Source organism: Scandinavium sp. M-37, assembly GCF_043558715.1.
GTDB classification, from domain to species: Bacteria; Pseudomonadota; Gammaproteobacteria; order Enterobacterales; family Enterobacteriaceae; genus Scandinavium; species Scandinavium vulneris_A.
This window is the reverse complement of the sequence record NZ_JBIGIN010000007.1, coordinates 31736-56368: the sequence shown is the minus strand read 5'-3', so window position 1 is coordinate 56368 and position 24633 is coordinate 31736. Positions and strand designations below refer to the sequence as shown.

The following is a 24633-nucleotide window of genomic DNA, read 5'->3' as shown; positions in this document are numbered from 1 at the left end:
AACCATAGCGAAAATAGCGGCGTAGTGTAAGCGGCTTGTGAATCAGCAGTTGTATATTTGTCGGTAAGTGGCGGGACTTTCGGCAATTTGGCGAAAAAAAGCCCTCCGAAAGGAGGGCAGGGATTACAACGAGGTAAACTGGTATTCGGTAACGCTGAGGTACTCTTCACCCGGCAATAACACGCAGTCAGGCTGTGGCCATTCCGGATGGTTAGGGCTGTCCGGCAGGAATTCGCTTTCGAGCGCCAGGCCCTGCCAGTCGGCATAGGGTTCGGTTTCCCGGGACGGCGTACCACCCAGATAGTTGCCGGAATAGAATTGTAGCGCAGGCGCGGTAGTGAAGACCTTCAGCTGCAATTTGTCATCCGCCGACCACAGCACTGCCGCCGGATGGGAGACGTCGCCCTCGGTCGAGAGTAAAAAGGCGTGATCGTAACCCTTTACCTGGCGCTGATCGTCATCGCTTAAAAAGGCGCTGGCGATGGCCTTCGGCTGGCGGAAATCGAAACTGGTTTGCGCAACCTCTTTCAGTCCGCTGCGCGGAATGCCCATCTCATCGACCGGGAGATATGCCTCAGCCGCGATTTGCAGCTTGTGCTGGCGCACGTCACTTTGGCCGCCATCGAGGTTGAAATAGACGTGATTTGTCAGGTTCACCGGGCAGGCTTTATCGACGGTGGCACGGTATTCAATGGCGATGCGGTTATCGTCGGTCAGACGATAATGCGCCGTGGCGCTAAGATTGCCGGGGAAGCCCTGATCGCCATCGGCCGATTCGAGCGCAAACAGCACCGATTCGTCATTCTGATTCACCACCCGCCAGCGACGCTTATCAAATCCATCCGGGCCGCCATGCAGCTGATTTGGCCCCTGGTTCGGGGTCAATTCATAGGTCGTGCCCCCGAGGGTAAAGCGGCTGTCGGCGATACGGTTCGCATAACGCCCTACGGAGGCACCAAGATAGGCCGCCTGAGACGGATAGTGTTCCGGGCTGGCGCAGCCAAGCAGCGCTTCACGGACGGTGCCGTCCTGCATCGGAACGCGGGCTGACAGCAGCGTCGCGCCCCAGTCCATCAGTGTGACCACCATCCCGGCACCGTTGCGCAGGGTCAGCAGGCGGAAGGGCAGCCCGTCAGGGGCCAGAGTTGGAATTTCTTTTAGCACTGGCCCGCTCCTTGTGATGCTTTGCACACGTAGAAGGTTTCCTTGATGCCGGTTTTGGCGTGATATTGCGCCGCCACGGCCTCTTGCACCGCAGGCACCAGTTCTTCCGGGACCAGCGCCACGATACAACCGCCGAAACCGCCACCGGTCATGCGCACCCCGCCTTTATCGCCGATGGTCGCTTTGACAATCTCAACCAGGGTATCAATTTGCGGCACGGTGATTTCGAAATCGTCACGCATTGAGGCATGAGACTCCGCCATCAGTTCGCCCATGCGCTTCAGGTCGCCTTTCTCCAGCGCGGAAGCGGCTTCCACGGTTCGCGCGTTCTCCGTCAGTACGTGACGCACGCGTTTGGCGACGACCGGATCCAGCTCATGCGCAACGGCGTTGAATTTTTCCAGAGACACGTCGCGCAGGGCAGGCTGTTGGAAGAAACGAGCGCCAGTTTCACACTGTTCGCGGCGGGTGTTGTACTCGCTGCCGACCAGCGTGCGCTTAAAGTTGCTGTTGATGATAATCACCGCCGCGCCTTTCGGCATCGACACCGCTTTGGTGCCGAGCGTGCGGCAGTCGAGCAGCAGCGCGTGGTCTTTCTTACCCAGCGCTGAAATCAGCTGATCCATGATGCCGCAATTGCAGCCGACAAACTGGTTCTCCGCTTCCTGACCGTTGAGGGCGATTTGCGCCCCGTCGAGCGGCAGGTGATAAAGCTGCTGGAACACGGTTCCGACCGCCACTTCCAGTGAGGCAGAAGAACTCAGACCCGCGCCCTGCGGCACGTCGCCGCTAATAACCATATCGACGCCCGCAAAATTAGGGTTACGTTTTTGCAGATGCTTGACCACGCCGCGCACGTAATTGGACCATTGCTGCGTGTCGTGGCTGACAATCGGCGCATCGAGAGAAAATTCATCGGTCTGGTTATCATAATCGGCGGCGATCACCCGCACGGTGCGGTCCTGGCGAGGGGCACAGCTAATCACCGTCTGGTAATCAATGGCGCATGGCAGCACAAAGCCGTCGTTGTAATCGGTGTGTTCGCCAATCAGGTTCACGCGGCCCGGGGCCTGGATCGTGTGGTTGGCAGGGTAGCCAAATTTCTCAGCAAATAGGGACAGGGTTTTCTCTTTCAGACTCATTATTTTTAGACTCCTGATTCGCGATAGTGGACGTCACTGACGGCGCGCAGGCGTTCAGCGGCTTGCTCTGCCGTCAGGTCGCGCTGGGTTTCTGCCAGCATTTCGTAACCGACCATAAATTTACGTACGCTCGCCGAGCGCAGCAGAGGTGGGTAGAAATGGGCATGGAGCTGCCAGTGTGAATTCTCTTCGCCATTGAACGGCGCACCGTGCCAGCCCATTGAGTACGGGAAGGAGCACTGGAACAGGTTGTCGTAACGGCTGGTCAGTTTTTTCAACGCCAGCGCCAGGTCGGCGCGCTGGGCATCGGTTAAATCGGTAATACGCATCACGTGGGCTTTCGGCAGCAGCAGGGTTTCAAACGGCCAGGCTGCCCAGTAAGGAACTACTGCCAGCCAGTGTTCGGTTTCCACCACCGTGCGGCTGCCGTCGGCGAGTTCACGTTGCACGTAGTCCACCAGCATCGGTGAACCCTGCTCGGTGAAATACGTTTTTTGCAGACGGTCTTCGCGTTCGGCTTCGTTCGGTAAAAAGCTGTTGGCCCAGACCTGGCCGTGCGGATGGGGGTTGGAGCAGCCCATTGCCGCGCCTTTGTTCTCGAAAACCTGAACCCATGGATAGCGTTGACCTAAATCAGCGGTTTGCTGCTGCCAGGTTTGTACCACTTCTTCGAGTGCGTTGACGCTCAGCTCAGGCAGCGTTTTGCTGTGATCCGGCGAGAAGCAGATAACCCGGCTGGTGCCGCGCGCGCTTTCGCAGCGCATCAGCGGATCGTCGGTTTGCGGGGCATCTGGCGTATCGGTCATCAGTGCGGCAAAGTCGTTGGTGAACACGTAGGTACCGCTGTACTGCGGATTTTTGTCGCCGGTGACGCGGGTGTTGCCCGGACACAGGAAACAATCAGGATCGTGCGTCGGCAGCGTTTGTTTGGCTGGCGTTTCCTGCGCCCCCTGCCAGGGGCGCTTGGCGCGATGCGGCGAGACCAGGATCCACTGCCCGGTCAACGGATTAAAGCGGCGATGTGGGTGATCGACGGGGTTAAATTGAGTCATGACAAATCCTTAGTCGGGATAACCCTGCGGATGGCGTGACTGCCAGTGCCAGGTGTCCTGCGCCATTTCGTCAAGAGTACGGGTGACGCGCCAGTTAAGTTCGCGGTCGGCTTTGCTCGCATCAGCCCAGTAGGCCGGGAGGTCGCCGTCGCGGCGTGGCGCAAAGTGATGAGTAACGGGTTTGCCGCAGGCTTTGCTGAAGGCATTAACCACGTCCAGCACGCTGCTGCCGACTCCGGCACCGAGGTTGTAAATGTGAACGCCTGGTTTTTCAGCCAGTTTTTCCATCGCCGCAACGTGGCCATCGGCGAGGTCCATTACGTGAATGTAATCGCGCACGCCGGTGCCGTCTTCGGTCGGGTAATCGTTGCCAAAGATGGCCAGCGATTCACGGCGGCCTACCGCCACCTGCGCAATGTACGGCATCAGGTTATTAGGAATGCCCTGCGGGTCTTCACCCATATCACCTGACGGATGCGCCCCTACCGGGTTGAAATAGCGCAGCAGTGCAATGCTCCACTCTGGCTGGGCTTTTTGCAGATCGGTCAGGATTTGCTCGACCATCAGCTTACTCTTGCCGTACGGGCTTTGCGGCGTGCCGGTGGGGAAGCTTTCGGCATAAGGGATTTTGGGCTGATCGCCGTAAACGGTAGCGGAAGAGCTGAAGATAAAGTTTTTGACGTTAGCGGCGCGCATGGCGGCAATCAGACGCAGGGTGCCGTTTACGTTGTTATCGTAGTATTCCAGCGGCTTGGCGACGGATTCACCGACGGCTTTCAGGCCCGCGAAGTGGATCACGGTATCAATCGCGTGATCGTGGAGTACTTCGGTCATCAGCGCTTCGTTGCGAATATCGCCTTCAACGAAAGTCGGCTGTTTCCCGCCCAGACGTTCAATCACCGGTAACACGCTGCGCTTACTGTTACAGAGATTATCCAGAATGATGACGTCGTGGCCTTGTTTCAGTAACTGTACACAAGTATGGCTGCCAATGTAACCGCTACCACCTGTAACCAGAACTCTCATTTTTCGCTCCATTAGGCTTATGGTATGTAATAAGACTAGCATAACAGAGATGCAAAAAGTGTGACATGGAATAGATTAGTGGAATCGTTTACACGGTGCGTTTTGTTCCTGAAACATGAAGATTTTGCATTATAAATCAAAGCGACTGCGAAGGGGTGTTGCTCTTTATCTGAAAAGCGGGAGCCGGAACTCCCGCGAGGTGAACTTACCGTTCCCCTATCGCATAGCCGTAGCCGTTTTCTTTGGCCACAAACTCTAAGCGATGGGTGATGCAGTCCGGAGCATCTTCGGCGTGATGCGACACGAACAACAGCTGGGTGTTGCCTTCGCTAATCAGAACATCAATAAAGCGGCGCACCAGTTGGCGATTGAGCGGATCAAGTCCCTGCAATGGTTCATCCAGAATAAGCAGGGTCGGGTGTTTCACCAGGGCGCGAACAATCAGCGCCAGCCGCTGCTGTCCCCAGGACAAACTATGGAAAGGTGCATCGGCGGTACGACTGTCTATCCCCAGAATATCCAGCCAGCCCTGCGCCAGCTTATGCTGTTTGTCAGAAACCGCCTGATAAATACCAATCGAGTCAAAAAAGCCGGAGAGGATCACATTACGCACGTTGGTGCTAACGCGGTAATCGAGATGCAGGCTGCTGCTGACATAGCCGATGTGCTTTTTAATATCCCAGATGGTTTCTCCGCTGCCGCGACGTCGACCAAATAGCGTCAAATCATTACTGTACCCCTGCGGATGGTCGCCGGTCACCAGGCTTAACAGCGTCGATTTTCCTGCGCCGTTGGGCCCGATAATTTGCCAGTGTTCGCCGGGGTTTACCGTCCAGCTCAGCGCGTTAATGATCGGTTTGTCGTTATAGGAAACATGGCCGTTATTGAGCACAATGCGCGGCTGATCGTCCGATAGCGTAAGACGGGCAGGAGGGGCGTCCGGCTCGGGCAGGGCAATACCTGACAGCTTTTCGCTGTGCGCCAGTTGGGCAATCAACGCCTGTTCGAGCAGGGCTTTTTTCGCGCCAGTTTCCAGTAACGTGCAGTCAGCCAGCACGCCAGCAAACTGGACATAATCAGGGATTTCATCAAAGCGGTTCAACACCAGCACCAGCGTCAGGCCGTCCTGATGCAGGGTGTCGAGCAGGTCGGCTAAGGCTTTGCGCGACGCCACGTCCAGCCCGTCGAAGGGTTCATCGAGGATAAGCAGGTCTGGGGTATTCATCAGTGCCTGGCACAGCAGCGTTTTGCGGGTTTCACCCGTGGACAGATATTTGAAGCGACGATCGAGCAGGTGATGGATGCCAAAACGGTTCGCCAGCGCTTCACAGCGTGCGGCGTCCTTCACATCATCCTGGATAATTTCGGCGGTGGTGCGGCCGGTGTCTTCTTCGCCAGGGCTCAGCAAATCGGTATTGTTGCGCTGCCACTCGTCGCTGACCAGCTTCTGTAATTGCTCAAACGAGAGGCGGGTCGGGCGTGTGAACTGGCTTTCACGCGTCCCGGTAAGCAGCGTCAGTTCGCCGGCGAGGGCGCGGGCCAACGCCGATTTACCGCTGCCGTTGCTGCCGACAAAGGCCCAGGACTCGCCGGAGCGAACGGTTAACTCGGCAATAGAGAGTGTTTTTGTATCGCTAAGACGAAACGTACCTTGCGAAATTTGCAATGATGACATGATGTATCCCGGTTTTTGCAGCGAAGTCATTCAGGGATACGTTTTCTGACCGCGAAAGTCAAGCCATCAGCACAGGGTGGCGAGGATAGCCCGGTCGGCATTAAACCAGGCGATAGCAGGTTCGCCCGCCTGTAATTCTGCGGCCTCTTCCAGCGGAACGGTAGCGCACAGCACCTGACCGTCCGGCAGCGTCATTAATACTTCGCACTGTGCTGCGCCGCGTTCAATATGGCTTATTGTGCCAGGCAGCTGATTGTCGGCCGCGGCGGCAACCTTCGCATCGCGAGTGATCCCCACCCACGGCGCTTTCAGCAGGACTAAGACCTCTTTGCCTTCTTCCAGCCCCAGCCGTTCACCGCTGTGGGCGGTGATCGCCACTTTCAGGCGCGTCTCACCGTCGGCCAACAGGACGTCGACGTGTTCCTGCACCTGCTGGTGGTCGCGGCGGGTGAGGGTGCCAAACCACTGGTTGCGGGCGCTGGTTTGCAGCGAGAAGCGTGAGATTGCTGCCAGCAGGCTGTCGAGCGGCAGGGCATCGTCATGGCTAAGCACGTCAAAGGCTTTTTGCTGTATTTGTGCCAGCAGGTCATACAGCTGAATCAAACGCTGACCGTAGCGGGTGAGCACCGCGCCGCCACCGCCTTTGCCGCCAGTCGCTCTGTCAACCAGCGGCTGTTCGCTGAGCTGATTCATTTCATTGATCGCATCCCAGGCGCTCTTATAGCTAATCCCGGCATTCTTCGCGCCCTGGCTTATCGAGCCGGTCACCGCAATTTGCTTAAGCAGCGCAATGCGACGCGGATCGGCAAAAAGGCGCTGCTGGAGCTTGAGAGTAAGTAGAATTTCGGCCTGCATATCCATGTCCTGCTCAGAAGAAAAGGGCTCAGTCAACGCTATTATTACACAGCGCATCGCACAAAAGGGGCGTGAATTTCCTGATGAAGCAGTTACAATAAAGGAATCACAGTGTCTGGAGTTGACCATGTTAGAGTTATTGAAAAGTCTGGTATTTGCCGTGATCATGGTTCCCGTGGTGATGGCAATCATCCTGGGGCTGATTTACGGTCTGGGTGAAGTGTTTAACGTTCTGTCGAACGTGGGCCATAAAGACAACGGCCAGCAGTCCAAACAACATCATTGATTTCAAGACGCCCGGCACCGCCGGGCGTTTTTTTATCCCTTACCTGTATTCTCTTCGTTTAAGTTCCTTTTCTTTCTGCCGATAGTATCCCTGAATCCCCCTAATTTGCGCTGGGAAAACCCTACCGTTATCGTTATATTGTAAAATACATAACGATATTCACAGGAGTTACAGATGGAACGATCATGGTTACGCCTTTTCGCTGGCGCAACGTTATACCTTGCGGTTGTGGGGCATGCGGCGGCGGACGCAGGCAAAATTACCGTGTTTGCAGCCGCTTCGCTGACCAACGCGATGCAGGACATTGCCAAAGAGTATAAAAAAGAGAACAACGTCGAGGTGGTCTCTTCTTTTGCCTCTTCCTCAACCCTGGCGCGTCAGATTGAAGCGGGTGCCCCAGCCGATCTGTTCATTTCTGCGGATCAGAAATGGATGGATTACGCGGTTGAGAAAAAAGCTATCGATAACGCAAGCCGTGAAACGCTGCTCGGCAACAGCCTGGTTGTTATTGCATCGAAAGCCAGCGAGCAGGGCGCAGTCACCCTTGACGCCAAAACCAACTGGTCCAGCCTGCTGAAGGGCGGTCGTCTGGCGGTGGGCGATCCGGATCACGTTCCGGCGGGCATCTATGCCAAAGAAGCGTTACAGAAATTGGGCGCATGGGATACCCTGTCACCGAAACTGGCTCCGGCGGAAGACGTCCGTGGCGCTCTGGCGCTGGTGGAACGTAACGAAGCGCCGCTGGGCATCGTTTACGGTTCTGATGCAGTGGCCAGTAAAGGTGTCAAAGTGGTGGGTACATTCCCTGAAGATTCTCATAAAAAAGTGGAATACCCGATGGCTATCACCGACGGACACAACAACGCCACGGTCAAAGCCTTCTACGATTATCTGAAAGGCCCACAGGCCTCAGCCATCTTTAAACAGTACGGATTTACAACGCACCAATGATATTGACCGATCCCGAATGGCAGGCGGTATTGCTGAGCCTAAAAGTGTCATCCCTGGCCGTGGTGTTCAGCTTGCCGTTTGGGATTTTCTTTGCCTGGCTGCTGGTGCGGCGTAATTTCCCTGGCAAAGCGCTCCTCGACAGTGTCATCCATCTTCCCCTGGTGTTGCCCCCGGTGGTGGTCGGCTATTTATTGCTGATTGCGATGGGGAGGCGCGGGTTTATCGGTGCCTGGCTATACGACTGGTTCGGCCTGACCTTTGCCTTTAGCTGGCGCGGGGCGGTGCTGGCTGCGGCAGTCATGTCCTTCCCGTTGATGGTGCGCGCCATACGCCTGGCGCTGGAAGGCGTTGATATCAAACTCGAACAGGCGGCCCGCACCCTTGGGGCCGGGCGCTGGCGGGTGTTTGCGACTATCACGCTGCCGCTGATGCTGCCGGGAATTATTGTCGGCACCGTGCTGGCCTTTGCCCGATCGCTGGGCGAATTTGGCGCGACGATCACTTTTGTGTCAAACATCCCAGGCGAAACGCGAACCCTCCCCTCGGCGATGTATACCCTGATTCAGACGCCGGGCGGGGAAGGTGCTGCCGCGCGTCTGTGCGTAATTTCCATTGTGCTGGCGCTGGTTTCTCTGCTGATCTCTGAATGGCTGGCGCGCCTCAGCCGTGAGCGGATGGGGAAATAATCATGCTGGAACTCAATTTCACACAGACACTCGGCAACCACTGCCTGACCATTAACGAATCGCTCCCCGCTACCGGTATAACCGCCGTATTTGGCGTTTCGGGGGCGGGTAAAACATCGCTGATCAACGCCATCAGCGGCCTGACCCGACCGCAGCAGGGACGCATCGTGCTCAACGGGCGGGTGCTCAACGATGTCGAGAAAAAGATTTGCATGTCGCCGGAAAAGCGGCGGGTTGGTTACGTCTTTCAGGATGCGCGCCTGTTCCCGCACTACAAAGTGCGCGGCAATCTGCGCTACGGCATGGCAAAAAGCATGGCCGGGCAGTTCGATAAACTGGTGGCCCTGCTTGGGATAGAAACGCTGCTCGACCGCCTGCCTGGCGGACTTTCCGGCGGCGAAAAACAGCGCGTGGCGATTGGTCGGGCGCTGCTCACCGCCCCGGAACTGTTGTTGCTCGATGAACCGCTGGCCTCGCTTGATATTCCACGTAAACGTGAGCTGTTGCCCTACCTGCAACGTCTGGCTCGCGAAATCAACATTCCGATGCTCTACGTCAGCCATTCCCTCGATGAAATTCTGCATCTGGCCGATAAGGTGCTGGTCCTGGAGGAGGGTAACGTTAAAGCGTTTGGCAATCTGGAAGACGTCTGGGGCAGCAGCGTGATGCATCCGTGGCTGCCGCAGGATCAACAAAGCAGCATTCTGAAAGTCACGGTGCTGGAGCATCATCCACATTACGCGATGACCGCGCTGGCGCTGGGCGACCAGCATCTGTGGGTCAACAAACTTGAGCGCCCGGTACAGTCGGCGGTGCGGGTGCGCATTCAGGCGTCCGATGTGTCGCTGGTGCTCCAGCCGCCGGTGCACACCAGTATCCGGAACGTGCTGCGAGCCAAAGTGGCCAATTGCTACGACAATAACGGCCAGGTGGAAGTCGAGCTTGAAGTCGGGGGGCGCACGCTGTGGGCGCGCATCAGCCCGTGGGCCCGCGATGACCTGGCGGTGAAGCCAGGCCAGTGGCTGTATGCGCAGATTAAAAGCGTGTCGATAACCGCCTGATTACAGCAGGCGGGTGTAGATAAACTCGGCGATGCTGTGGGTGGTGTTATCACCGATAACGACGTTGGCGCGGGCTTTGACCGCGTCATCGGCATTGCCCATCGCCACGCCGGTGCCTGCGGCTTCCAGCATACTGATGTCATTAAAGTTATCGCCAAAAGCAATCACATCCTGCATCGATAATCCCTGCGATTCGACCCAGCGTGCCAGACGATAGCCCTTGCTGTTGCCCTTGCGCGCAATATCCACCTGATCGTGCCACGACCATTCGCACTCCAGATCCAGCGTTTTCGCCGCATGGTTGGCAAAATTGTTCAGCTTGTGTGTGTCCTGGTCCGTCAGCGCGAACTTCCACACCGACTTCACTTCCTGTGCGGCTTGAGTCAGCGACGCGACCTGAGTGAACGACGGACGTTGTGCTTCCGGCAACTGCTGTGCCCAGTTCAGGGTACGCGTCACGTGCCCGGTGGCTTGCTCATACATCATGGTGTCATCGACGTACATCAGGCCATGAATGTCATGTTCGGCCAGCAAACCGACCAGCGCGCGTGCTTTTTCGACCGGCATCGGATCGGCTTCGACAACCTTTTTTGCCTGATAATCATACAAATAGGTGCCATTACAGCAAATTGCAGGTGTATCCAGTGCCAGTGCCTGATAAAAAGGATGGATAGCAACGTGATGTCGGCCCGTGACGATGAGGATTTTGTAACCTGCTTGTCTGGCGCGAGCCAGCGCCTCGAGGGATTCGGGAAGAATGGTTTTCGTGGGCGTCAGCAGGGTACCGTCTAAATCGAGAGCTATCACGCGTGATGTCATGTTGCAGTCCAGGGTTAATGTTGAAAAATGTGCAGCTCACGATGGTACACCGCAGCGCGCGCAGGGCAAATTTTTCAGCACTCACTATTATGTATAATTTGCTTCCACGTGCAGTATGGAAAGGAGTTTTCATGAAACAAACCGTATATACCGCCAGCCCGGAAAGTCAGCAGATCCACGTCTGGAGCCTGCATCACGACGGTAAGCTGACGTTGGTGCAGGTGGTCGACGTGCCGGGCCAGGTTCAGCCGATGGTGATAAGCCCGGACAAGCGTTATCTCTACGTTGGCGTGCGCCCGGAGTTTCGCGTCCTGGCATACCGTATTGCCCCGGATGACGGTGCGCTGACCTACGCGGCGGAATCCGCACTGCCGGGCAGCCCGACCCATATTTCCACTGACCATCACGGCCAGTTCCTGTTCAGCGGTTCTTACAACCAGGCCTGCGTCAGCGTGACGCGTCTGGAAGACGGCCTCCCGGTCGGTGTGGTTGACGTGGTGGAAGGCCTTGAAGGCTGCCACTCCGCAAACATCACCCCGGACAACCGTACCCTGTGGGTTCCGGCCCTGAAGCAGGACCGCATCTGCCTGTTTACGCTGAGCGACGACGGTAAATTGGTTGCGCAGACCCCGGCGGAAGTGACCACCGTGGAAGGCGCGGGTCCGCGTCACCTGGTGTTCCACCCGAATCAGCAGTACGCCTACTGCGTCAACGAGCTGAACAGCTCTGTCGACGTCTGGGAACTGAACGATCCCCACGGTGAAATTGAATGTGTGCAGACCCTGGACATGATGCCGCCGGACTTCACCGGCACGCGCTGGGCGGCGGATATTCACATCACCCCGGATGGCCGCCATCTTTATGCCTGTGACCGTACCTCCAGCACCCTGACGGTGTTCACGGTATCTGAAGACGGCAGCGTGCTCGAGGTTCAGGGCTTCCAGCCAACCGAAACCCAGCCGCGCGGCTTTAATGTCGATCACAGCGGTAAGTTCGTGATTGCTGCCGGTCAGAAATCCCATCACATTGCGGTGTATGAGATTCAGGGTGAGCAGGGGCTGTTGCAAGAGAAAGGCCGTTATGCGGTCGGCCAGGGCCCGATGTGGGTGGTGGTCAACGCGCACTAAGCCATGCGCTGAAATAAAAAACACCGCTTTGCATCAGTTTTTTCTGCCTGGCTACTGAAGAAGGCCGTAACGGATTACGTTACGGCCTTTATTATTCCGATGAAGCCAACCTCGTAACCGCAAGTTTATTACGCGCTCGGTTTTATAACAGATAACCCTATCTGTATTTCATCATGAATATTTTATTTTCTTCGTGATTAATGTGGTGTTTATTTATTTTTGTGGTGAATGAATTTGGCAGTGATGCTGATTTGGTGCAGTGAAAGGGTGTTTTAATTGTTTGGGTGCGGGAGTATTCTTTTTTATAAAATCGGAAGTTATATGAAAAGGATATTTGTCTATGGCAGGACAATCAGGAACGATTCAACAGCAGAATACGTTAAACCGTTATTTATTATTTTTCCCCCAAAATAAAGCGATTACCCTTGATGTGCATTCCTTCACAGGCGAAGAGGCGTTAAGTCAGCCTTACCGCTACACCATCCGATTCACCACTCCGGAACAAAACCTCCCGATGAATGCCGTGCTTAACCAGACGGCTGAATTTCTTCTCCGTGCCCCAAACCCAAAGGCGACCTGGCACGGGCAATCCCCCTGGCTGCCGGTACGACACATCAACGGCGTGATCACCTCGTTTTCCCGCATCAAATCCTCCGCCGATGAGGCACTCTATGAGTGCGTCCTGGAGCATGAACTGGCGTTGCTGGACCGTAACTATCGCTCTGCCGTTTACATGGATATGTCGGTTCCTGAGCTCGTCACGAAGCTGATGAAAGACAGCGGGTATTTTGACGGCTATAACATCGATTTCGATAAATTGAGTCACGGCTATCCACGGCGGGAAATGATTGTTCAATGGAAGGAAACTGACCTGACCTTTATCCGCCGATTGCTGGCTGAAGTCGGGATTTGGTTCCGCTTTGAAAATCATGACCAAGTTCCGACGGAAACCGTGGTTATCTTTGGTGATTCAGTCGGGGGTTATATTTTCAGTGACAAGACGCTGCCCTACGTTCGCCATTCCGGCCTGACCGGTCACGACGAGTACATTACTGACCTGGAAGAGCAGCACACATTAATCCCCAAAAATGTGCTGGTGCGGAGTTATAACTACCGTGACCCGCACTCGCCGCAAACCGATAAAACCATTGAAACGCATGCTATCCCCGAGGGCGTGACCACCGGGAGGGAATACCACTATGCCGATCATTTTCTGGAATCCGGGGATGTGGCCGGAGATGAAGGAGAAACGGCCACGTTTTACGCCCGGGTGCGTTATGAACGGCTGCTTAATGGTCAGAGTATTCTGAGGGCGACAACCAGCGATCCGGCGCTGCAGCCCGGCATGATGTTTACGCCAACTGGACCTATTCCAGACAGTTTTAGATCAGGCTATTTGATTTCGTCGATGACGATCGGCGGGAGTCGGGCTGAGCACTATCGTGCGACTCTGGGCGGCATTCCGTATCTCAATGGCTACAGTTTTCGACCGGCACTGCTGACACGTCCGATGATTGCCGGATCGGTGCCTGCAAGGGTGGCCTCCATCGGGGGGGATAAAACGTACGCCGGGGTGGATGCGCAGGGCCGCTACCGCGTGAAGTTTGATTTTGACCTGGATGAACAGCGGGCGGGCTTTGAAAGCGCACTGGTACGTCTGGGCAGGCCGTATGCAGGCGACACCTACGGTTTTCACTTTCCGCTGCTGGATAAGACCGAAGTCGCGGTGATGTTTGAGAATGGCGACCCGGACAGGCCGTATATCGCCCAGGTGATGCATGACGGTGCCCGCCCCGATCTGGTCACAAACCGCAACAATACCCGCAACGTCATCCGCACCGCCGGTCTGAACAAAATCCGCCTGGAGGACAGGCGCGGCAAGGAACACGTCAAGATTTCCACCGAATACGAAAAGAGCCAGCTCAGCGTGGGCCACCTGGTCGATGCCGAGGGCAAACCACGCGGAGAAGGGGTTGAAGCGCGAACCGATAACCGGATGACGCTGCGTGCCGCGAAAGGGATGCTGATCACCACCGAAGCCCAGCCACGAGCCCAGGGGCAGCAGCTGGATATGGCCGAGGCCGTGGCGCAGCTGGAAAAAGCGCTGTCACTGGCGAAAACGTTGCAACAAAGCGCCCTGACGGCGGGGGCCGACACTGTGGAAACCGATCGGCAAAACACCTTAAAGCAGACGCTGAACAAGCTGACCGGCGCGGGCATTCTGACGTATGCCGGTGAGGGGCTGGCTCAAGTGACGCCGCAAACCCTGCAGCTATCGGCCGGAAAAGATTTGATCGCCACCGCGGGAAATAACGCCACGGTGAACGTCGTTAAAAAACTCTCGATGGCCGTGGGCGATAAACTCACGCTGTTCGTCCGCAAGCTCGGTATCCAGCTGATTGCCGGCGCCGGGGATATCAATACCCAAGCCCAGCGCGGGGCCATGCACATGCTGTCACAGCAGGATTTCACGCTGACCAGCACCGCGGGAAAAATGAACGGTAGCGCCAAGCAGGGCATGCAGTTTACCTGCGGGGGCGGTGGGATACGTATCAGCCCAAACGGGCTGGTGACGATCTTCTCGCCGACGGGTATTGAGCTGAAAGGCCCGAGCCTGAAATACGACGGGCCGGAAAGCGCCCAGGTCCAGACGCCATCGTTTAACAAAGGGGCGTTTAAACAGCGTTACCAACTGCACTCTCCTGATGACGACCAGCAAATCCTCGCCAACAAAAAATTCAGAATGACCAGCTCATCCGGGCAAGTGACAGAGGGGGTGACCGACAGTGACGGCTATACACCGCTCATCGATGCGGACGATCTCGATACGCTAAAAATGGAATTGATGGAATGACGGACACGACGAAAAAAAGCCCGTATGCCCCACGCGTAATTTCAGAGGGCGATATCCCGGTTCATAAAGATCTGGGGGAAGTGGCCCAGACGTGCCGGGTGGCCGTCCCGCGCCCAATGCCCTGTATTGTTATCCTGGTTCACGGGGTCAACGACGTGGGTGAGGCGTATCAGAATCAGGAGCGGGGGATCATTGCCGGGCTGAGTAAGCGCCTGGCCCGGACGGATTTGTACGCGCACGGCTGGCGCGATTTCATCATGATGCACAACGAAGAGGCCCAGAAGAAAATCAAAGAGCCGGGCCGTTCGCCGGTGATCCCGTTCTACTGGGGGTATAAGCCGGTCACGCATGCCGACTACAAGGCTGACCAGCAACGTTACAAGGCCGAAATCAGTAAGCTGTCATCGCAGGCCCGTCTGCCCTATGACGCGTATCAGGAAGACGATAAGGAAAAGAAAGCCAAACTGGGGAACGATGGCAAGGGGCCGTTTAAGTTTCAGAATGACAACTTTAAAAACGGCCTTGATGTGAATTTTGCCAAAGGGGGCGGAACCTTTGCGAACGCCACCACCTGCATCCCCGATATGCTGGGGCCGGGTGCCGGGGGGGCCGCCCTGGCCGCTGCCGGTTTCGGTTCGTTGTACGCGAATGGAGGCGATTATACCCATCCCATTTTCGCGAACCCGCACCGTATCTATCAGTTTTTTGCCGCCCAGCGTCTGGCGGATTTGATCATGACTATCCGCCGTGAGCCGGTAACGCAAAATGACGTAATTAACGTGGTGGCGCACAGTCAGGGCACGATCCTCACCATGCTGGCAAACATGCTGGTCAAGCAGGCCGGCTATGACCCGGTGAACTGTACCATCCTGAATCATTCCCCGTACTCGCTGGAGGGGCGACTTCTTGAAAACGGTCAGCCCGGTCATCACCAGACGGAACAGGCGCGGGTGGAAACATTCAGGCACTTTTGCGCGCTGATGGCGACGCAGTACAAAGGGGGCGAGTTATCCGACGGGGAGATGCAGGCGATGGAAGCCAGCTGCGCGTCACGGAAAGCGGCAGACAATCCGCTGCGGGAAGACATGAGATACCGGCGGAACAATAACGGCAAGGTCTATAACTACTGGTGCCCCCAGGATGGCACGGTGTCGCTGCAACCTATCCAGGGGGTTGGCTGGCGCGGTATTCCGAATGAGATAGCCAAAGATATCCCCAATCTTCGCCAGCGGGTGTTTTGCCAGCACCGCTGGGTAGGGCAAGCCGTACAGGGGAAACCGTTCAGTATGGCTCCGGAGCGCGAAGGGGATTTCAGCCCCACGCCGGTGATGAATGCGGCCTATTCCTACAGTGACGTGGTGATTAATGGCGAAGAGTTGCCGGCGCCTTTTATCTTCGAGCTACAGGGCGAGCGAAACAAAAAAGATGACGACCCGGCGACCTGCGATACCCCGTATGAAGCGTATATCGACCCGAACAGCCCGGATGCCTATATCTCTTATTCTGCGAAGGCGTACACCATCAAACGCACCGAAAGTGGGACGTATCAGGTGAGTCGTTACCAGAGTCTCAGTTGGCGACCGGGCCACGTTTTGACGTCCGACGAGCTGAAAGTAGAGAGCTATGACCGCAAGCGGGAAGTGATTCACGGCATCGTTTCAGGCAGCAAAGATTTTCAGAGCGTGACGCTGACCTGGAAGAAAACGGATGAAGAGTTGCAGGCGGAATGGCAAAAAACCGACCCGGTAGGCTACAGCCAGCATTCATCGATTGTCATGAGCGAATTTGCACCGTCTCACGCGATGGCGTTTGACCTGGCCATCGGCCAGTGCAAGGCCTTTGACTTCAAGGCCGGGAAATTCTGGGAGGGCCTGTTGCACCGTGCTGACTGGAGGGATCCGTTGAATGGATTCAAGCCGACTGTTGAGTATTACAGGACGGGAAAACTGCAAGAACCTCAAACCAAATTTCATATGAACAAACCGAATGCTGTTTTGCCGACAGGCGAATATGGCGTGGTAAACCAGTTTAATAACGCGACGACGGTTGTTCCGTCCCGTGACCTGGCCGCAGGGAATAAAGAAGTGCCAAATCTGCAATGGGATATGCCCGAACCACTTAGCGACAGCCAACTGGCATAAGGATAAAGAATGAAAGGATTTTGTACGGTGCTAACAGCCACTGCTGTTTTACTGGCGGCCGGATGCCAGGCGAAAGAACCGCCGACCCAGGTAATATACCGTTTTGACGACCACCGTTACCTGGAGCTGAAGGGCTGGGACTGCGAAGGTGAACTTTGGTACACGGATACGCAACGCGGGATCCATACTGAACCTGTCAGCCAGTTTTACCGCATTTTTACCAAAAAATTTATTCATCCTTCGGAACAGTATATTGCTATCCCAACCTGGGATTCTCCCGGAACCATAATATCCAAAGATTACGGGAAAACCTGGCATCCCCAGTTTTTTTCAATTGGTCAAAATGAACCTGATGGCACTAACCAGGCATCTTATGACGACATTCTTTCCCTTACGGTGGTCAACGATCAGGGATTTTTACAGACCAAACACCGGCTGTATATGTCGTCCAAACCGTTTGATGATCCGCGCCTTGTCGCTGGAGGGCCGGGAATTACGTACACGGCGTCAGATGGCGCAGTACATCACATAGACTCCCGCTCACCTGGTCCTGCATGGGGGATGGATTACATCACGAAGCAAGGACTCGAAAACGATACGGCAAAATTTCACACAAATTATCAAGACTTGCCAGACAAGGTACCAGAAGTTAAGGGTTACACCGGCTGGGATCACATGCGCTGCGATATGGATAAGGGGCGCTAAGAATGGTGAAAGGATTGAGTAAGGCGCTGACGGCCGCCGCCGTTCTGCTGGCAGCCGGATGCCAGGCAAAAGAACCGCCAACGCAGGTCGTTTATCGTTTTGATGACCACCGTTATCTGGAGCTGACGGGCTGGGACTGCGAGGGGGCGCTATGGTACACGGACACTCAACGAGGAATACACTCGCAGCTGTATTATCAATTCTATCGTATTTTTACCCGGAAATTTATCCACCCTTCGGAACGCTATATTGCGATTACCGGCTGGGGAGTTGATGGTTTTCGGGTTTCAAAAGACTATGGTCAAACCTGGCACCTCGCACAATTCTCACCATCCGGAAATGAGCCTAATGGGGACAATTATGGCCCTTACGATGACGTTCTTTCCTTCACCGTCGTTAACAACCAGGGATTTTTACAGACCAAACACCGGCTGTATATGTCGTCAAAACCGTTTGATGATCCGCGTGTTGTTGAGGGGGGGCCAGGAATTACCTACACACTTGAAGACGGAACTGTGCAGAGAATTGAACCGCAATCTCCAGGTCCAGCATGGGGGATGGATTACATCACGAAGCAAGGACTCGAAAACGATACGGCAAAATTTCACACAAATTATCAGGACTTGCCAGACAAGGTACCAGAAGTTAAGGGTTACACCGGCTGGGATCACATGCGCTGCGATATGGATGCGGGACGATAAGGAGATAAAAACACATGAACGGAGTTATACGTCTTAACGACCCGCTGATAAGCGGTGGAAAAGTCATTACAGCGTCAGGGGCGGAGTTTATGGGGATCCCCGTTGCGCTGAAGGGCGATAAGGTCCAATGCCCGTTACATAAGGGCACGTTTGCTATTAAGCAGTGTCACGCCACATGGACAATGTACGGCCGGGGCGTGGTGGTAGATGGTTGTAAAGCAGAGTGCGGGTGCGCGATAAAAAGTACGCTGCCAGTGGCGGGAGCCGTGTGATGAAATGGTGGTTATACAATGAACAAGATGAGCCGAACCGCTCTGACTTTCCGGCGCTACAGGTGGTCATTTTTACGCTTATCGTCGTTATCATCTGTGTCGTAATCCGTGCATTGACGTGGCCCGGTGATAAACACGTTGATTCTACTTTTTTTTCGCAATCTATAGCCGTACCTGCGACGATCTGTTTAGCGCTAGGTTTTTTCTGCATGACCGCAATAAGTTCTAACCGGCACTACGACGAATGCCGGTTAGAGATTGCAAAAAAACGGAAAAATGAGCTCAAGATTTACGCCAACCATAACGTCATTATTGCGGGCTGGGCGGCACTCACTCCCATGGACGAACTGGCCCTGAGTATGCTCAAACTTGAGGGGGAGTTTCCGCTGGCCCCCAAAACGCCGCTAAAAATCCCCCGCCAAGAAGATTTTGAATTTACCGCCAATGAACAGCTGTTCTACCGACTGTTAACTCCTCTGATTGAAAAGCTCAAATCCTCAAATTACCCATCGTTTGAGACGGCACTGTGGGTGCGGGGTGGTGATGCGTCGTGTACTGAAGATTTGCGGCGAGCGTTCGAACGACTGGGGCTGGAATCTGACAGAATTGAATATTTGCTAACGTGCCCGGGTTACTCCCTGCTCAATGACTGGATAGACAAGGCGCATGGTTACGTGTTGAACCGGTTGCTGGTCATCGTGGATATGCACGACGAAGAGGGGGACCCCAAAGCGATGGAAAACGCCACTGCTCTGCTGCTGACTAGCCATTACCGGAAAACGGAGGGTGAGAAGCCGGTGTACCTTTATCGGCCAATAACCAGCATCACAGACGTCGAAATAACCCTGCCAGTCTATTTGCAAGTAAAGCCTGTCAGTGCGCCGAAAACACTCTGGTACACCGGTCTGTCGAAAGTTGAAAAATACCCGCTCATGCAGGGGTTCGACGAGGCTAAGCTGGTGGCGAACCGGCTGGAGCTGGAAACGTCGTTCGGGGACAAATCGGCGGGATATCGATGGCTGGCGTTAGCGCTGGCGGCAGATGCAGTGAAATACGCCCAGGGGGACCAGTTAATTGCTGCGTCTGATAGCAACCGGTTAGATATCATCCCGCTGTCATCACGTCTAACAGATCCATTCACAGAATCGCTATTTGTGGATTATGCTCAACCCTGGCATTGGTCTGGGTTAATGGGGGTGTTTATTGCGTTCGCCTTAGTATTCGGCCCCACTGCTTTTACTGATGCAGCTGCCAAAAGTGACGAGTCAGGTGGAATGGCTTTATTCTTTCTTATCACGCCGATTGTGGTTTTTTTGGGTTTAGGGATAGCGTTAACGCGGTATATCAGTAAAAAAGCCTCTGAACATATGGGGGGGTATTAATGGACAGTTTTACCCGATAACCTTGACTATTCTTGATTATTACCATGCTGATTTTTGACATTAAAAGTGAAGAAGGCCGCAATGTTATCCATTACGGCCTTCTTTATTAATGCTAAACCGACAAACACTACGCCGAAGCGAGGTTTTTTATGGCTAAAGCAGAGGGATTACTTCTTCGGCTCGGCCACAACATAACTTCCCACGCCGCGGTTGTTGTATTCCCACATGCGGTTGAAGTTGGTGTCGTTCAGATTACGTTCGATCTCGTCTTTGTCGTTCTTAGCACCGGTGTTGCCGCTGAACGGACGGTTAGAGATAGCGGCATCGGCCCACGGTTTGGCGGTGTTGAAGCCTTCGTTGATCGCGCTATCGCGGATAACGACCTGACCGTTGGTGTTGCCGTCGATGTCCAGAGAGCGACCGAGCTGCGCCACGCCGTCACCGGCTGCGTTGAAGCGGCTGTTGGTGGCGAGGAAACCGTAGAACAGGTTGGACTGCGTCGCAGGGGCGAACACGTACGCTTCTTTCTGGGTGCGAGAGTTCACGACCTGGAAGTTGGTGTTATCAAACACCACCGCGCCACGGCCAGAAACGATATCTACATCGCCTTCGAGGTAGCTGTTGGTTACCAGCGTGCGGGTGATACGGTCGTTCTGCATCGCGTTCTTCACGCCGCTGTTGGTCACGAGGAAGGTATTCTGACGACCGAGAATATTGACGTTATTCAACTGCACCTGGTCACCATCGCTGCGCAGGGCAACGGCCTGATGCGTGCCGGCGTCAACGCTATCACCGAGGTTATTGGCGATAGTCATGTTCTGCAACTGCAGACCGTTGTTCTGCGACCAGAAGACCGCAGAACACATCACGCCCACGGTGGCGGTGCGCTTGCTCTGGCAGGAGTCAAACATGTACCACGCCGGTTTGCCAGGCATGTATTTGCCCGCCGGGTTAACCAGTCGACGCCAGGTATTCGGGTCGATTTCAGAATCGATGGCTTCACCGATTTTCACATCAGACGCTTTGTCACCGGTGCCGTAAAGGGTCACGCTGCCTGGGGCCGCAGGCACATACACGGTGCCCTGATATTCACCCGGCATCACGGCGATATAAACGCGTGAGCTGCTGTGACGATTAATAGCGGCATCAACGGCAGCCTGAATGGTCGTGTGGGTCACGCCCGCCGTGCCCGCCGGGCCGACTACGAAATCAGGTTTCGCCGGAGTCGCGATAGCAGAAGGCGACCACGGGGCCGCATTCGGGGCCATGGTGGTAAAATAGCGCGCCTGCACGAAGTTTTTGGCTTCGCCAGCGGTCAGGATAGGGCGAGAAGACGTCCCCGGTGCGGCCTGGGTAGATGGCTGCTGATCGGGTGGCGTTGAGCTACAGGCGGTCAGCGCCACGCCAAAGGCGAGTGCCAGCGCCAGACGGGAAACCGAGAATGTGTTCATGGTGCTCCAGGCTGATTTAAATGGAAAGTGTCCCTAAAACCAGACTTTTTATACTAAGTTGAGCGAAACGGGAAGCAGTGGCGTAAAAAAGTTAGTGGCGAACCGTCACCCTCACGCGCTGAATATCACAAAAAAGCAACATATCCCGCCGGAAGGTTGACATCCTCGGCGTTGCTATCAATAAATGTCTATACAACCTATGACAAGTTATCCCTGATAAGTGACGTGCCCATGCCTGAACATGCTGATACCGACGTAATCTGGCATAACGCCCGAATTGCGACCTTCGATCCGAATCACCCTCAACCCTACGGTTTACTGGAACATCACGCCATTATCGTGCGCGACGGGCGCATTGCTGACATTGTGCCTGACGCCTCGCTCGGAGCAAAAAAGGGCAAGCGCATTGACCTGCAAGGTCGACTGATGACGCCGGGGCTGATCGACTGCCATACCCATCTGGTGTTTGGCGGCAATCGGGCCGCCGAATGGGAACAGCGGTTGAACGGCGTGTCCTATCAGACCATCAGCGCCAACGGCGGCGGGATTAATGCCACCGTGCAGGCCACCCGCGCGGCCAGCGAAGCAGAGCTGTTAACGCTGGCGCAGGAGCGGCTTAACCGCCTGATGCGCGAAGGGGTGACCACCGTGGAGGTGAAGTCGGGATACGGGCTTGATGTCGCCAACGAAAGCAAAATGCTGCGTGTTGCCCAGCAGTTGGCCGAGAACAATGCCGTTGAAATCAGCCCAACCCTGCTGGCGGCACATGCTATCCCAACCGAATATAAAGGCCGTGGGGACGACTACATCACTCTGGTCTGTGAAACCATCCTGCCCACGCTCTGGGAGCAAGGGCTATTCGAATCCGTCGATGCCTTCTGCGAAAACGTCGGTTTCACGCCGGAACAAACTGAACGCGTCTTTTGTGCCGCGCAGGTGCTGAATATTCCGGTGAAAGGTCATGTGGAGCAGCTTTCCTCGCTGGGCGGGGCGCAGCTGGTCAGCCGCTACCAGGGGCTTTCCGCCGATCATATTGAATATCTGAATGAAGAGGGCGTGGCGACGATGGCCGACAGCGGCACGGTTGCGGTGCTGTTGCCCGGTGCGTTCTATTTTCTTAACGAAACGCAAAAGCCGCCGGTGGACGCATTGCGCCGGCACGGTGTACCGATGGCGGTGGCAACTGATTACAACCCGGGCACCAGTCCGTTTGCCAGCCTGCATCTGGCGATGAACATGGCCTGCGTGAAATTTGGTCTGACGCCGGAAGAAGCCTGGACAGGCGTCACCCGTCACGCCGCACGTGCGCTGGGACGACAGGAAACCCACGGGCAATTGGCCGTCGGTTTCGTGGCCGATTTCGCCATCTGGGATGCGCAACATCCGGTAGAAATGGTCTATGAGCCAGGGCGCAACCCTTTGTGGCAGCGTGTCTTTCGCGGCGAGGTGAGGCAATGAACCTGTGGCAACCGACGGCCCCGGAACGGTGGACCGGGCGCGACGATAGCGCCGAATCACCCGCGGCAAAGCGTCTTTTTCAGACCGTCACGGTGACACGCGACTTTGCCCCCGACGCGCATCCGGGGAAAATAGCGCTGTTGGGGTTTGCCTGTGACGAAGGCGTGAAGCGCAATCTGGGGCGGCCTGGCGCACAGCAGGGGCCAGATGCACTGCGTAAAGCCCTGGCGAACATGGCGAGTCACCAGGGCCATGAGCGGCTGGTGGATGTCGGCAACGTGCATGCCGAACCCGATCGGCTGGAAGCGGCACAGCAGGCGCTGCACGACGCGGTGCTGGCCTGTCAGCGGGCGCAGATGAAAACCCTGGTGTTGGGCGGAGGCCACGAAACCGCCTGGGGCCACGGTGCCGGGGTGCTGGATGCGTTTCCTGATGAGAACATCGCCATCGTTAATCTGGATGCGCACCTGGATTTGCGCCAGGCCGCAGTCGCGACGTCGGGCACGCCGTTCCGCCAGCTGGCGCTGCACTGTGAAAGTCAGGGGCGCCGGTTTAATTACACCTGTTACGGTGCCAGCCGCGCGGCTAACACTCAGGCATTATGGCAGGAAGCGCATGACCGCAAGGTCACGGTGTTTGAAGATTTAACCCTGCTGGATCCGCTCACGTCGCTGTGGCAAGCCGATGTCCAGCGGGTCATTGCTGAACATGACCGAATCTATTTAACCATCGATCTGGACGTGCTCCCGGCCTGGGAAATGCCTGCCGTATCGGCCCCTGCGGCATTGGGCGTTCCACTGGCAATTTTGTTGCGGATAGTGATGCCGCTGTGTCAGAGTGGCAAGCTGCAGGCGGTTGATCTGGTTGAATTCAACCCGCACTATGACAGAGACGAACAGGGTGCCCGCACCGCGGCCAGACTGGCCTGGCAAATTGTTGATTGCTGGCATGCGTGACAGCACCCGGACTATGAAAGGACGACACATGTATTCACCGCGAACCGGCGCTCCCGCGCCGTTCTATGAGAAGATCAAACGCGTTATCAGCGACAACATTGCCGCCGGGATCTGGCGTCCGCATGATCGTATTCCGTCGGAGGCGGAGCTGGTGGCGCAGTTTGGTTTCAGCCGGATGACCATCAACCGCGCCCTACGCGAACTGACCGATGAGGGCCTGCTGGTGCGATTGCAGGGCGTCGGCACCTTCGTGGCCGAGCCAAAAGGACAGTCGGCGCTGTTTGAAGTCCACAGCATTGCCGATGAAATCGCCGCGCGCCAGCACCAGCACCGCTGCGAAGTGCTGCTGCTTGAAGAAGTGAAAGCGGATAAGCAACAGGCCCAGGCGCTGGGCGTGGCGGAAGGCACCCGCATTTTCCATTCATTGATGGTGCATTTTGAAAACGATGTGCCGGTACAGATTGAAGATCGCTGCGTCAATGCCACCGTGGTGCCCGAATACCTGCAACAGGATTACACCGCCACCACCGCACACGATTATCTGTCGCTGATTGCCCCGCTCACCGAGGGGGAGCATATCGTCGAAGCGGTGAAGGCCAGCGCCGAAGAGTGTCGTTTGCTCAGTATTCATGAACACGATCCGTGTCTGCTAATACGCCGCCGCACCTGGTCGCGCTCGACCATTGTTTCCCACGCCCGCCTGATTTTCCCCGGCACGCGCTATCGTTTACAGGGCCACTTCGGTTCATAACGCTCGTTGCGTCAGCAAAAGCGTGATTGCTGACGCAAGATAACAAAAATGTATCTGAATTGTTAAATCCTGGCTTGCGAATGATTGTATAGACAAGTATATATTTCTTGTCTTCATC

At 55.7% G+C, this 24633-nt stretch carries 22 protein-coding genes; 14 read left to right on the top strand and 8 right to left on the bottom strand.

The window, feature by feature from the left end; genetic code table 11:
• Nucleotides 1-123: 123 nt before the first annotated feature.
• From galM to modE, 6 genes are all read right to left on the bottom strand, one after another.
• Nucleotides 124-1164, bottom strand: a complete 1041-nt coding sequence (galM, locus tag ACG0Z5_RS07410; RefSeq protein ID WP_394446357.1) for a galactose-1-epimerase — start codon at nt 1162-1164, stop codon at nt 124-126.
• Nucleotides 1158-2306 (bottom strand): galactokinase, encoded by a 1149-nt coding sequence (gene galK / locus ACG0Z5_RS07405; protein ID WP_394446356.1) that lies wholly within the window; start codon nt 2304-2306, stop codon nt 1158-1160. The genes galM and galK overlap by 7 nt, the downstream gene beginning before the upstream one ends.
• A 5-nt stretch (nt 2307-2311) precedes the next feature.
• Complete coding sequence (galT, locus tag ACG0Z5_RS07400) at nt 2312-3358, bottom strand: galactose-1-phosphate uridylyltransferase (protein WP_394446355.1); 1047 nt, start codon at nt 3356-3358, stop codon at nt 2312-2314.
• A gap of 9 nt (nt 3359-3367) precedes the next feature.
• Complete coding sequence (gene galE, locus ACG0Z5_RS07395) at nt 3368-4384, bottom strand: UDP-glucose 4-epimerase GalE (protein WP_394446354.1); 1017 nt, start codon at nt 4382-4384, stop codon at nt 3368-3370.
• A gap of 205 nt (nt 4385-4589) precedes the next feature.
• The gene (modF, locus tag ACG0Z5_RS07390) at nt 4590-6059 is read right to left on the bottom strand and encodes a molybdate ABC transporter ATP-binding protein ModF (protein ID WP_394446353.1); all 1470 of its coding nucleotides are present in this window, start codon (nt 6057-6059) and stop codon (nt 4590-4592) included.
• A gap of 66 nt (nt 6060-6125) precedes the next feature.
• Nucleotides 6126-6914, bottom strand: a complete 789-nt coding sequence (gene modE, locus ACG0Z5_RS07385) for a molybdenum-dependent transcriptional regulator (protein WP_394446352.1) — start codon at nt 6912-6914, stop codon at nt 6126-6128.
• Nucleotides 6915-7041: 127 nt separating this feature from the next.
• Here modE and ACG0Z5_RS07380 point away from each other — a divergent pair, with 127 nt between their 5' ends.
• From ACG0Z5_RS07380 to modC, 4 genes are all read left to right on the top strand, one after another.
• Nucleotides 7042-7200, top strand: coding sequence for an AcrZ family multidrug efflux pump-associated protein (locus tag ACG0Z5_RS07380; protein ID WP_394446351.1), 159 nt, complete (start codon nt 7042-7044; stop codon nt 7198-7200).
• Nucleotides 7201-7374: 174 nt separating this feature from the next.
• Nucleotides 7375-8151 (top strand): molybdate ABC transporter substrate-binding protein, encoded by a 777-nt coding sequence (gene modA / locus ACG0Z5_RS07375; protein ID WP_394446350.1) that lies wholly within the window; start codon nt 7375-7377, stop codon nt 8149-8151.
• On the top strand, nt 8148-8837 hold the full coding sequence (gene modB / locus ACG0Z5_RS07370; protein ID WP_394446349.1) for a molybdate ABC transporter permease subunit: 690 nt from the start codon (nt 8148-8150) through the stop codon (nt 8835-8837). The genes modA and modB overlap by 4 nt, the downstream gene beginning before the upstream one ends.
• Nucleotides 8838-8839: 2 nt before the next feature.
• Nucleotides 8840-9898 carry a molybdenum ABC transporter ATP-binding protein ModC gene (modC, locus tag ACG0Z5_RS07365; RefSeq protein WP_394446348.1) on the top strand — a complete coding sequence of 353 codons (1059 nt, stop codon included), beginning with the start codon at nt 8840-8842 and terminating at the stop codon, nt 9896-9898.
• Here the strand turns inward: modC and ACG0Z5_RS07360 are convergent, their stop codons facing one another.
• On the bottom strand, nt 9899-10717 hold the full coding sequence (locus tag ACG0Z5_RS07360; protein ID WP_394446347.1) for a pyridoxal phosphatase: 819 nt from the start codon (nt 10715-10717) through the stop codon (nt 9899-9901).
• Nucleotides 10718-10848: 131 nt separating this feature from the next.
• Between ACG0Z5_RS07360 and pgl the strand changes: the two genes are divergently transcribed.
• The 7 genes from pgl (at nt 10849) to ACG0Z5_RS07325 (ending at nt 19899) form a co-directional block, all read left to right on the top strand.
• Nucleotides 10849-11844: a 6-phosphogluconolactonase gene (pgl, locus tag ACG0Z5_RS07355; RefSeq protein ID WP_394446346.1), complete on the top strand. Its 996-nt coding sequence runs from the start codon at nt 10849-10851 to the stop codon at nt 11842-11844.
• 340 nt (nt 11845-12184) lie between these two features.
• The gene (locus ACG0Z5_RS07350; RefSeq protein ID WP_394446345.1) at nt 12185-14698 is read left to right on the top strand and encodes a type VI secretion system Vgr family protein; all 2514 of its coding nucleotides are present in this window, start codon (nt 12185-12187) and stop codon (nt 14696-14698) included.
• Nucleotides 14695-16839 carry a DUF3274 domain-containing protein gene (locus tag ACG0Z5_RS07345; protein WP_394446344.1) on the top strand — a complete coding sequence of 715 codons (2145 nt, stop codon included), beginning with the start codon at nt 14695-14697 and terminating at the stop codon, nt 16837-16839. The genes ACG0Z5_RS07350 and ACG0Z5_RS07345 overlap by 4 nt, the downstream gene beginning before the upstream one ends.
• A 9-nt stretch (nt 16840-16848) precedes the next feature.
• Complete coding sequence (locus ACG0Z5_RS07340) at nt 16849-17544, top strand: hypothetical protein (protein ID WP_394446343.1); 696 nt, start codon at nt 16849-16851, stop codon at nt 17542-17544.
• 2 nt (nt 17545-17546) lie between these two features.
• Entirely contained in the window at nt 17547-18245 is a 699-nt protein-coding gene (locus ACG0Z5_RS07335) for a hypothetical protein (protein ID WP_394446342.1), read from the top strand.
• A gap of 14 nt (nt 18246-18259) precedes the next feature.
• Nucleotides 18260-18517, top strand: coding sequence for a PAAR domain-containing protein (locus ACG0Z5_RS07330; RefSeq protein ID WP_394446341.1), 258 nt, complete (start codon nt 18260-18262; stop codon nt 18515-18517).
• Nucleotides 18517-19899, top strand: a complete 1383-nt coding sequence (locus tag ACG0Z5_RS07325) for a hypothetical protein (RefSeq protein WP_394446340.1) — start codon at nt 18517-18519, stop codon at nt 19897-19899. Before ACG0Z5_RS07330 ends, ACG0Z5_RS07325 begins: the two co-directional genes overlap by 1 nt.
• A 167-nt stretch (nt 19900-20066) precedes the next feature.
• Here the strand turns inward: ACG0Z5_RS07325 and ACG0Z5_RS07320 are convergent, their stop codons facing one another.
• Entirely contained in the window at nt 20067-21350 is a 1284-nt protein-coding gene (locus tag ACG0Z5_RS07320) for a putative acyl-CoA thioester hydrolase (RefSeq protein WP_394446339.1), read from the bottom strand.
• Between the two features lie 231 nt (nt 21351-21581).
• Here ACG0Z5_RS07320 and hutI point away from each other — a divergent pair, with 231 nt between their 5' ends.
• From hutI to ACG0Z5_RS07305, 3 genes are read left to right on the top strand one after another with little or no spacing between them, the layout of a single operon-like run.
• A complete protein-coding gene (hutI, locus tag ACG0Z5_RS07315; RefSeq protein WP_394446338.1) occupies nt 21582-22808 on the top strand; it encodes an imidazolonepropionase in 1227 nt (408 codons plus the stop codon).
• A complete protein-coding gene (gene hutG, locus ACG0Z5_RS07310; protein WP_394446337.1) occupies nt 22805-23764 on the top strand; it encodes a formimidoylglutamase in 960 nt (319 codons plus the stop codon). The genes hutI and hutG overlap by 4 nt, the downstream gene beginning before the upstream one ends.
• Before the next feature lie 28 nt (nt 23765-23792).
• Nucleotides 23793-24515: a histidine utilization repressor gene (locus ACG0Z5_RS07305; RefSeq protein ID WP_394446336.1), complete on the top strand. Its 723-nt coding sequence runs from the start codon at nt 23793-23795 to the stop codon at nt 24513-24515.
• The last annotated feature ends 118 nt before the right edge of the window (nt 24516-24633 follow it).